This is a genomic window from Phormidium pseudopriestleyi FRX01, from assembly GCF_017313335.1.
In the GTDB taxonomy this organism is placed as follows: Bacteria; Cyanobacteriota; Cyanobacteriia; order Cyanobacteriales; family Laspinemataceae; genus Laspinema; species Laspinema pseudopriestleyi.
The window spans coordinates 1-9,293 of record NZ_JAFLQW010000290.1 but is presented as its reverse complement, the minus strand read 5'-3'; the positions used below and the strand labels follow the sequence as shown (position 1 = coordinate 9,293).

Here is a 9,293-nt window from a genome sequence, read left to right as displayed (position 1 = left end):
GGGGAATTCCAGGGGAATTACATCAGGCGGCGAGTTGGGGTGGTAGAGGAGTCAATCTGACTCGGTGTCGCTTCGCAGGGATTGGGCGAAAATCCACAGGGATTGGGATTCACTTCATCCCCATTCTGACGCAACTCCTGGGGACGTTCCCGCATCGGCATTGCTTCACAGATATTAAAATCTGGGGACAAGGGATTCGGCAACATTCGGCAAATTTCTGGGACTTCTTCATCCTCCGATTGTGCCACCGGAGAAAGATTTGCAGCAGTGGGGGAAGCGGGGTTTCCCAAGGCGAAGGCAGCGGAACTTCGGACTTGCGGATTTTCATCCATCAGGGCCTGGTTGAGGGCGGGGACTGCCGGGGCCCCGACTGCGCGCAAGGCAACGGCAGCATTCCAGGCGAGGCGTTCATCTGGATCCTGTAAGGCGTTGATTAAGGGGGCGATCGCCGGTTCTGCGGTTGCACCAATTCCCGCTAAGGCAAAGGCAGCACCCCGACGCACTTCTATCTGCGGGTGTTGCAAGGCAGTCGCGAGTTCCTCCACTGCAGGGGTGCCAATTCGTCTAAGTGCCACGGCAGCATCCAGACGCACTGACTCTTCTGAGTCATTTAAGGCAGCAATCAGGTTCGGAATGGCGGATTCTGCATCAGAACCCATCGAACCCAAGGCAAATGCGGCACCTCCTCGGACTCCTACATCGGCATCTTGCAATGCTGTCATCAGTAGGGGAACTGCGGGAGTCCCAATCTGCCGCAATCCTTTGACTGCTTCTCGACGGTTGGCTCCTTTTTCGGTTTTGAATTGTTCTAAGTAGGTTCCGATTTCCAGATCTACTGTATTATGCGCGTGAACTTGGGCGATCGACAGTACGATCGCCGAAAGGGTCAATAATGCGAGTTTGGGTGCGAACATTTGGTTTCTCTCAAGAGTTGAAATAATTTGGGATGCACCGAATTATTTGATTATGGGACGGCAGGGAAATGGGTTCTGTTTCAGGGATTTGTCATTTGTCGTTTGTCATTGGTCATTTGTCATTAGTGGATGGGGTGGAGGTAGATATGGTTGTCCATGTTTCCTTGTTTATCCTTTTTCCTTCACCATCCCTCGATAAAAGTCTTCTAATGCTTTGATTCCGGTGTTGTCCTCGTATAACCACTGATGGCCCTCGTTAATTTTGGCGGCGATCGCCTCTCTCCACTCCCGGTTTAATCCCAATCTAACGGCTATTTTAATATAATCTTCCACAGTTTGGGCGATGGTTTCCGTGACCCCCAATCGGGTTAAAATTCCCGCTGATTGACGACCCCGCATAAAGGGGCCGAGATGAGTGACAATGGGCAAATTTACCGCAACTGCTTCTAAGGTCGTTAAAAATCCCGTAAACTCAAACGTATCTAACCCGATATCTGCCATTGATAGGAGGTTCCAATAGTCTCGTTTGCTCTGTCTTGGCAAGATTATACAAAAATCATGATAATCTAACCCCAACTGAGCAAAGGCCGCCTCTAGTCGCTGGCAAAATTGTGCTGTAATCGGCGTGTTTTTGTGACCAATAAATACCAGTTTGGCGGTTGCCACTTGTTCGCAAATTCTTGGGAATATTATATCATATTTTGGCAAATATTTAAACAAAGATTGACAGGATAAATACATCACTGCATCATCAAAAATGCCATAATCAGCCCGATTTTTATTCAATTCAGGAATCGTTGGTTTGGGGAAATAAATTCCTAAATTAGGTAACCGAATCAGTTGTTCTGAATAATGCATTTGAGCATTTTCCGGTTCCATCAAATCACTGGAAATAAAATAATCAAGAGTGGGTAAACCGGAGGTAATTGGATGTCCCCAAGCGACAGATTGAACCGGCGCCAACCGTAAACTCGCCAGTTGAGTCATTGGCGCATACATTCCAATATCCAAAAAGACCAGAATATGCAAACTATCCTGTTGGATTTGCTGACAAACTCCTGGAATATCATCCGGAATGGAATAAAAGTAGTCGCTATTAATTCGGAACCAGTCAGTCAGGCGATCGCCTTGTCGTCCGACATCATAACAATACACCTCAAACTCATCACGGTTACGATGTTCCAACCACCCGGAAAACACCATTCCCACGGTATGCCACTGCAAACAAGCAGAAATATAGCCGATTCTAATTCGTTCCCCAGAATCCAGGGTTGGCATCAGTAACGGTTCTACCCACTGCGGATAATTGGCCGCCATCACTTGATGCACAAATTGTCCATATTTTTGCTGCAATTCTAAATCATTTTCCCCTTGATACTGGAGGTAAAAATTAGTATTGACTGCCGTAGCATTTAATGCCTGTTTTTGAAAGAATTCTGTCTTTAAAGAGCAATTTGTAGTCAAATTATCTAATTCTGTAATAAATCGGTTGCGATAAAACTCCAGTTCTTCTGAATTTTGATACAAAACTGGAAAAAGCCGAATTTTTTCCAATTTCAGGGATAAGCGATCGGGCAAAACTTCTAACCCCTCATCGGCAACTTGCCGCGCCTCTTCAATTTTACCACAACTTTGTAAGGCGAGAATAAAAGATAAATAAAGTTCGACTGCTTCTTGATGCAGGGCAATACCTTGGCGATAAGTCGAAATGGCTTCTTCCCACTGATTCAAATGTTGATAGCAATCGGCAAGGGCGAGATAAAAATCAATCTCCCCAGGTTGGGCATTTTGAAACTGTTGATAATGGGGAATTGCGCTTTCGTAATCTTGTTTACGATAGGCAGCAAATCCAAAATAAAGACTAGAATCCGGGTGATTTTTCGCGACAAAAGCAATCCCAAGGGCGTAGAGAATATCGGGATGACGAGGATGGAGTTCTAGGGCTGTTTTATAAGCGAATATTGCCTCATCAATCCGTTGTTGGGCGATAAATAAACGTCCTAAACTCACATAACTCTGCCAATCTGGACTGAGCGCAATTCTTTGATGATAAGCAGTTTGTGCTTGGGTGAAATCTCCTATTTCTATACTGACATTTCCTAACTGAGAGTAGGCATCTAAATAGCTGGGTTCGAGGGCAATGGCGCGGTGATAAGCGGCAGTCGCATCAGCTAAATAACCCAGTTTTGCTAATACCAAACCCATGCTATAATGGAAAATTGCCTGAGAATTATCTAACTGGAGAGACTGTTCCAGATGATCCAGGGCATCTTCATATCGTCCTTGGCAATAGTACACCATTCCCAACCCATGCCACGCTTGCGGATGAGTCGAATCAATCCCTAACACTTGGCAGAACTTTTGTTCCGCCAGGGTTAAAGAACCCGACTCATACAATGTGAAAGCATCCGCTAAGAGGATATCTAGTTCAGAACTCACATATCCTCCAGACGAAATGCCGCGATTTGCCTGCCATCAATATCTGTAAACCCATATTCCACTGCCAAATCCCCTACCGTCAGCACTGTTCCTGAAAGTTTTAGCACATTCGGGTCCGTTCCTAGTGCTGATTGCTCCCAAAACGGCGCAAAAAACTCCGTTCCATCCGCCCAGGTATTGCCATCATAGCCTTCATACCCTCCCCAAGCATTATTCACCAAAATATCCAACTGCCTATCACTTTGTATCCGGCTAAATAATGCCGCCACCTCCTCATCCTTCGTCATATCACAACGCACCGGAATCCCCACCCCACCTCGCGCCGTCACCAATTCTGCCGTCTCCTCAATCGTCCCTGGCAGATTATCCGTTGTTCCTTGCCCTCTCACACTCCGTCCCGTCACATAGACAGTCGCCCCCGCCTCACCCAAAACCAGGGCAATCCCTCGCCCTGCACCACGACTCGCCCCCGTCACTACTGCCACTTTACCCGTCAAAGGTTTATGATTATCCGACAACTTGGCATCCACTTTAGACTCAGGTTATGCTATTGATTACTTTCGGTATTGTAGCAAAATTGGGTAACCTGTGACAATCCCTATCCAAGCAATAACCATGAGCACCAGACAACCGGATGAAGTTGCCCTCTCAGTTATTATTCCTTGTTACAATCAAGGGGAATATCTGCTAGATGCGATCGCCAGCGTCGAGGACTGTTTTGAGGCTAATTTTGAACTAATTATCGTCAATGATGGCTCAACCGAACCCTTAACCTTAGAAGTGCTAGATTATTTGCAAAACCAGGGATATTCCATCATCCATCAACCCAATCAAGGGTTAGCGACTGCCCGTAATGTCGGCATAAAACTAGCCCAAACAGAGTATATTTTACCCTTAGATGCCGATAATAAAATAAAACCTGACTATATTTCCAAAGGCATAGAAATTTTAGACCAATTTCCTCGGGTGGGAGTGGTTTATGGAGATGTGGAATTCATGGGCGATCGCACCGGAATTTGGCAAGTCCCCGACTTTGACCACACTCGATTATTGCAAGGTAACTATATCGATGCCTGTGCCATCTTCAGAAAAACCCTCTGGCAAGACTGCGGCGGATACGACCCCAACATCCCCGATAAATTAGGCTTTGAAGACTGGGATTTGTGGCTAAGTGCCTTAGAAAAAGGATGGGAATTTTATCATATCCCCGAAATCTTATTTAACTATCGCGTGCGTGCCAACTCAATGGTCACTCGCTGTCTAATTCCCGAAAACCAAGCCAAATTAATTCGATACTTCAGGAATAAGCATCAAACCTTGTATGATTAAGAAAATAAACCACAGATTACACAGATTTTCACTGATAAAATCTCTGTGTAAATCTGTGTAATCTGTGGTTTAAATATCAGAGTGAAACTGCTAAAATGGATAAGGGTTCAACTATGTGGAAAAAATGGATACCGCGACTGCGTGAAGAATGGGGAGGGGTGTTTCTCGGGGCAACCACCATTGCCAGTTTATTGGTCCTCCTGCGCTTAACAGGAGCCTTACAATGGATGGAATGGAGAACCCTGGATTGGTTTTTTCGCCTGCGTCCCCTAGAAGGAACAGATGACAGAATTGTGATTGTGGGAATTTCTGAAACTGATATTCAGAACGTCGGACAATGGCCGATTCCTGATGGGGTAATTGCGGATTTAATTAGCACTTTAAAAGTTCAAGAACCTAGGGCGATCGGTTTAGATATTTATCGAGATTTACCTGTAGAACCGGGGCATCAAAAACTGGTAGGAGTGTTTGAAACAACACCCAATTTAATCGGGGTAAAAAAAGTCAGTGAAGGGGATAGAATATGGTCTGTAAATCCGCCGCCCACCCTGAGCAGTCGAGGTCAAATTGGAGCGAATAATCTCATTTTAGACCCGGATAGCACCATGCGACGAGGCATCCTGTTTTTAGAAAACTCTGATGAGGAAGTGTTTCCCAGTTTGGCCGTAAATTTAGCATTTTTATATCTGAAACCGGAAGGAATTATCCCGAAAAACTCTGAAGTTAATCCAGATTATTTGCAACTCGGTGAAGCAGTATTCAAGCGATTTAGAAGCAATGATGGAGGCTATATCCGCACCTATGACCAAGGCTATCAAATTTTAATCAACTTTAGGGGACCGCAAGAAACTTTTGAAATCGTCTCCCTAACTGATGTTTTAGAAAATCGTATTTCCGAGGATTTTGCCCGCGATCGCATTGTCTTAATTGGGTCAACTGCTGTTAGCTTGCAAGATTATTTTCATACCCCTTATGATAACAAGCTAACCGATGCACCTCGACGGATGTCAGGGATAGAAATTCATGCAAACTTAACCAGTCAGTTGATTAGTGCTGCCTTGGATAATCGACCTTTGATTAAAGTTTGGTCTCAACCTTTAGAAATCGGAGTGATTTTCTTAGCCGCCTGGATTGGGGGAGTTTTAGCAGCTTTAGGACGATATATTCCCAGCAAACACACCTATTATTATCTATCTTGGACGGGAATCACTGTTGTTATTTCCGCTACTTTATGCCTTGGAAGTGCATTTCTAGCCTTCCTAGTCGGATGGTGGATTCCCGTAGTTCCTGCCCTGTTAGGGTTAACTGTTTCAGCAGGGGCAATTACGGCTTATATTGGCAAAATTGAGCGGGAAGAACGAGAAACCGTCATGCGGTTATTTGAACGCCACGTTACCCCAAAAATTGCCCAAGCAATCTGGCGCGATCGCCAAAAAATCCTCAAAGAAGGACAACTGGAAGCCCAAGAACTTGTAGCTACCGTTTTATTTACAGATTTAAAAGGATTTAGCACCATTGCTGAAGGAATGCCGCCTAAAGTTCTCATGTCTTGGCTGAATGAATATATGAGAGTCATGGCGCAAGTGGTCCTAGAATCCGACGGGGCGATCGATAAATTTATTGGCGATGCAGTCATGGCAGTTTTTGGTGTTCCTATCCCTGCCACCAGCGATGAAGAAATCGCCTCAGATGCTCAAAAAGCCGTCAATTGTGCATTAAAAATGGCAGCAGCACTCCAGACCCTTAATCAGCAATGGAAACTAGCCGGAAAACCCACCGTGGGGATGCGTGTGGGAATTGCTACGGGTCCCCTTGTTGTGGGCAGTTTAGGAAGCGATCGGCGTCAGGATTATACTATCATTGGCGATACCGTCAATATTGCCTCCCGATTGGAAAGCCATGATAAATCTATTGAGGGCGGAATATGCCGAATTTTAATTTCCGAAGACACTTATCACTTGCTTCCTAAAAGTTTTTCTACTAAACGGTTTGACCGGGTTTTGCTAAAAGGGCGCAAAGAAGCAGTTAATGTTTATCAAGTTTTTGGAGAGTGAATCAGCTAATCAGACCCGGGGATTGTGAAGTTATATTACAAAATTGACTCCAAAACTGATTCTTCAGTTATAAAGGGCTTGTTCAGCATTGCTTGAAAGGGTTGTCATTTGCAAAGGAAGGGTCTCTATCATGAATCAGGGAAAATTATCACTTATCCCAGCAATTTTTCCCATTTTAATAACAAGTGTAGCGACATTTGGCTTTACATCCAGCCCAATTGAAACAGCAGCTTCATTCAGTTTAGGAGAGTCCTGGCAAGGTTCAGGAATGGAGATTGCCCAATATGTCCCACCTAAAGGTTTAGGCGCACCTCCCACCGTCGGGGGAGGAACCCGTGGGGGAAGATGCGATGCAGATAATGATGAAAATAGGACCGATCCATTCTTAACAGTCTTGATGCCCAAGGTATCGTCACAATCCGATAAATTTTTTGGGGCTACCGGACTGGAATCACCGGAATTTTTGGTTTATATTCCCCAAACCGTAGCCCGAAGTGCTGAATTTGTGTTAAAAGATGAACAAGAAAATGATATTTATCGGGTAATTTTCCCAATTTCAGGTCAAGAAGAAATCACCAGTTTGAGGGGGCTATCTGATCAGGTTAAACTAGAACCTGGTAAAAATTATGTTTGGTATTTTTCTCTAATTTGTGAACCCGATAATCTGGCTAAGAATGTTGAGAGTCTAGCCTGGAGTCATAGAATCGAACAAAATCCTCTTTTGAACACAGATTTAGAAACAACCGACGCACTGACTCGTTCTAAATTATATGCTCAATCGGGGATGTGGCATGAGGCGATCGCCACCTTAGCCGAACTACGCCGAGAACAGCCCAATGACCCCACTTTAATCGAAGAGTGGAAAATCCTATTAGAATCAGCCGGTTTGTCCGAGATTGCTAACTGGACTAACGAGATACCGATTACAGTAATCGGGATAGAAAATACCCCGGTAGATGCTTCTGGAGGTTAGGATTATAACCGGAAAATCCCTCCCTCAGATTCCCCACCCTAAAATTTCAGTTCAAATCGCCAAAACCGACTCACTCCATTATTTTTTCCTCCAATCTACCTCCATTATCAATCAGGGTTTATGAACGAACATAACGAGGCACTGCCAGTCCAATCGAAAGGGATGGAGAAACTTTTTAACCTCCTCCCCGGACAAATTTCTATAAAACAGAACTCAACCTTAAAGCATCTTAGCCAAACCGTTGTCTTATTTTCGGGCAGCTTTCTGTTGAGTTGCTTTAATGGAATTCCCCACATTCAAGCTCAAATCATCCCCGATGCCACACTACCCGTGAATTCCACCGTTACCCCCCAGGGAAACATCAACCAGATTGACGGAGGAACCCAATCGGGGGGGAATTTATTCCACAGCTTCCAAGAATTTTCTCTCCCCACCGGCAGGGAAGCATTTTTTAACAACAGTCTGGATATTCAAAATATCTTCAGTCGGGTTACCGGCAACTCCATTTCTAATATTGATGGATTAATTCGTGCTAACGGGTTCGCCAATTTATTTTTGCTCAATCCCAATGGCATCGTTTTCGGACCCAACGCTCAACTAAACATCGGTGGCTCATTTTTAGCCTCCACCGCTAATCGGATTAACTTTGCCGACGGGACAGCGTTCAGCACCTTACCCAGTGAAACCCCACCCTTACTCACCGTCAGCATCCCCGTTGGCTTGCAAATGGGAGCCAACCCAGGTAAAATTGTCGTTGAAGGCCCCGGAAATAATATTTCTCAAGACCCAGATTCCCAATTACTCCTCAGAGAAAATCGCCCCATCGGTTTAGGAGTACAAGAGCAAACCTTAGCCCTAGTCAGTGCCGACATTGAGGTAAACGGAGGCAACCTCACCTCAAGAGGCGGACGAATTGAACTCGGCAGCGTTGGAGATAATAACACCATCAGTCTCAACCCCACAGATAATGGCTGGGACCTAGGATATTCAGAGGTGACAGATTTCCGAGACATTCATCTCAACGCCTCCGCCTCCTTAGATGCATCAGGAGAAGGGTCCGGTCGAGTCCACATCCAATCCCGAAACCTCTCCCTCACAGAAGGGTCAGCCATCCTCTCCTTCACCGAAGGAAACCAACCGGGTCAAAATCTGACAATTCGCACCACTGAAAGAATAGAATTAAGCGGTTCTAACCCTTTGGGTCTTGCGAGTGGTGTAGGAACTGGCGTGGATGTAGGGGCCAGCAATAATGCAGGTAATCTTACCGTAGAAACCGCTCAGTTAACTCTCACCAATGGATCTAGCATTAGTTCTTTTAGTTTTGGAAAAGGCAATTCTGGAGATATGACCGTTCGTGCCACTGAATTCGTGAAATTGAGCGGAGTCGATGAATCTGGAAGTTCTAGCAGTTTAGGGACTGTAGTCGCGCTAGAAGAAGCGATTGGCAATGCAGGCAACCTCACAGTAGAAACTCCTCAGCTAACCCTCAGCGATGAAGCTATCATCACCACATCCACCTTGGGTCAAGGGAATGCGGGGAACCTCACTATAGAAACCGCTCAGTTAACCCTCACCGATGGAGCC

The 9,293-nt window shown here is 45.3% G+C and carries 7 protein-coding genes; 4 read left to right on the top strand and 3 right to left on the bottom strand.

The window, feature by feature from the left end:
• Positions 1 to 17: 17 nt before the first annotated feature.
• From J0895_RS10920 to J0895_RS10910, 3 genes are all read right to left on the bottom strand, one after another.
• Entirely contained in the window at positions 18 to 914 is an 897-nt protein-coding gene (locus tag J0895_RS10920; protein ID WP_207088124.1) for a HEAT repeat domain-containing protein, read from the bottom strand.
• Positions 915 to 1,082: 168 nt separating this feature from the next.
• On the bottom strand, positions 1,083 to 3,353 hold the full coding sequence (locus J0895_RS10915; protein WP_207088123.1) for a tetratricopeptide repeat protein: 2,271 nt from the start codon (positions 3,351 to 3,353) through the stop codon (positions 1,083 to 1,085).
• The gene (locus tag J0895_RS10910) at positions 3,350 to 3,883 is read right to left on the bottom strand and encodes an SDR family NAD(P)-dependent oxidoreductase (RefSeq protein WP_207088122.1); all 534 of its coding nucleotides are present in this window, start codon (positions 3,881 to 3,883) and stop codon (positions 3,350 to 3,352) included. The genes J0895_RS10915 and J0895_RS10910 overlap by 4 nt, the downstream gene beginning before the upstream one ends.
• An 85-nt stretch (positions 3,884 to 3,968) precedes the next feature.
• Between J0895_RS10910 and J0895_RS10905 the strand changes: the two genes are divergently transcribed.
• The 4 genes from J0895_RS10905 to J0895_RS10890 form a co-directional block, all read left to right on the top strand.
• Entirely contained in the window at positions 3,969 to 4,682 is a 714-nt protein-coding gene (locus J0895_RS10905) for a glycosyltransferase family 2 protein (RefSeq protein ID WP_242541204.1), read from the top strand.
• A gap of 95 nt (positions 4,683 to 4,777) precedes the next feature.
• Complete coding sequence (locus tag J0895_RS10900; RefSeq protein ID WP_242541203.1) at positions 4,778 to 6,736, top strand: CHASE2 domain-containing protein; 1,959 nt, start codon at positions 4,778 to 4,780, stop codon at positions 6,734 to 6,736.
• A gap of 268 nt (positions 6,737 to 7,004) precedes the next feature.
• Positions 7,005 to 7,709, top strand: a complete 705-nt coding sequence (locus tag J0895_RS10895) for a DUF928 domain-containing protein (protein ID WP_207088121.1) — start codon at positions 7,005 to 7,007, stop codon at positions 7,707 to 7,709.
• 120 nt (positions 7,710 to 7,829) lie between these two features.
• Positions 7,830 to 9,293, top strand: a 1,464-nt coding sequence (locus tag J0895_RS10890) for a filamentous hemagglutinin N-terminal domain-containing protein (protein ID WP_207088120.1), incomplete at its 3' end; no start/stop codon positions are given.

What these genes read in the sequence shown, in the direction of transcription:
- J0895_RS10920 (WP_207088124.1), bottom strand. Translation starts at nt 914, where the DNA reads ATGTTCGCACCCAAACTCGCATTATTGACCCTTTCGGCGATCGTACTG.
- J0895_RS10905 (WP_242541204.1), top strand. Translation starts at nt 3,969, where the DNA reads ATGAGCACCAGACAACCGGATGAAGTTGCCCTCTCAGTTATTATTCCT.
- J0895_RS10900 (WP_242541203.1), top strand. Translation starts at nt 4,778, where the DNA reads ATGGATAAGGGTTCAACTATGTGGAAAAAATGGATACCGCGACTGCGT.
- J0895_RS10895 (WP_207088121.1), top strand. Translation starts at nt 7,005, where the DNA reads ATGGAGATTGCCCAATATGTCCCACCTAAAGGTTTAGGCGCACCTCCC.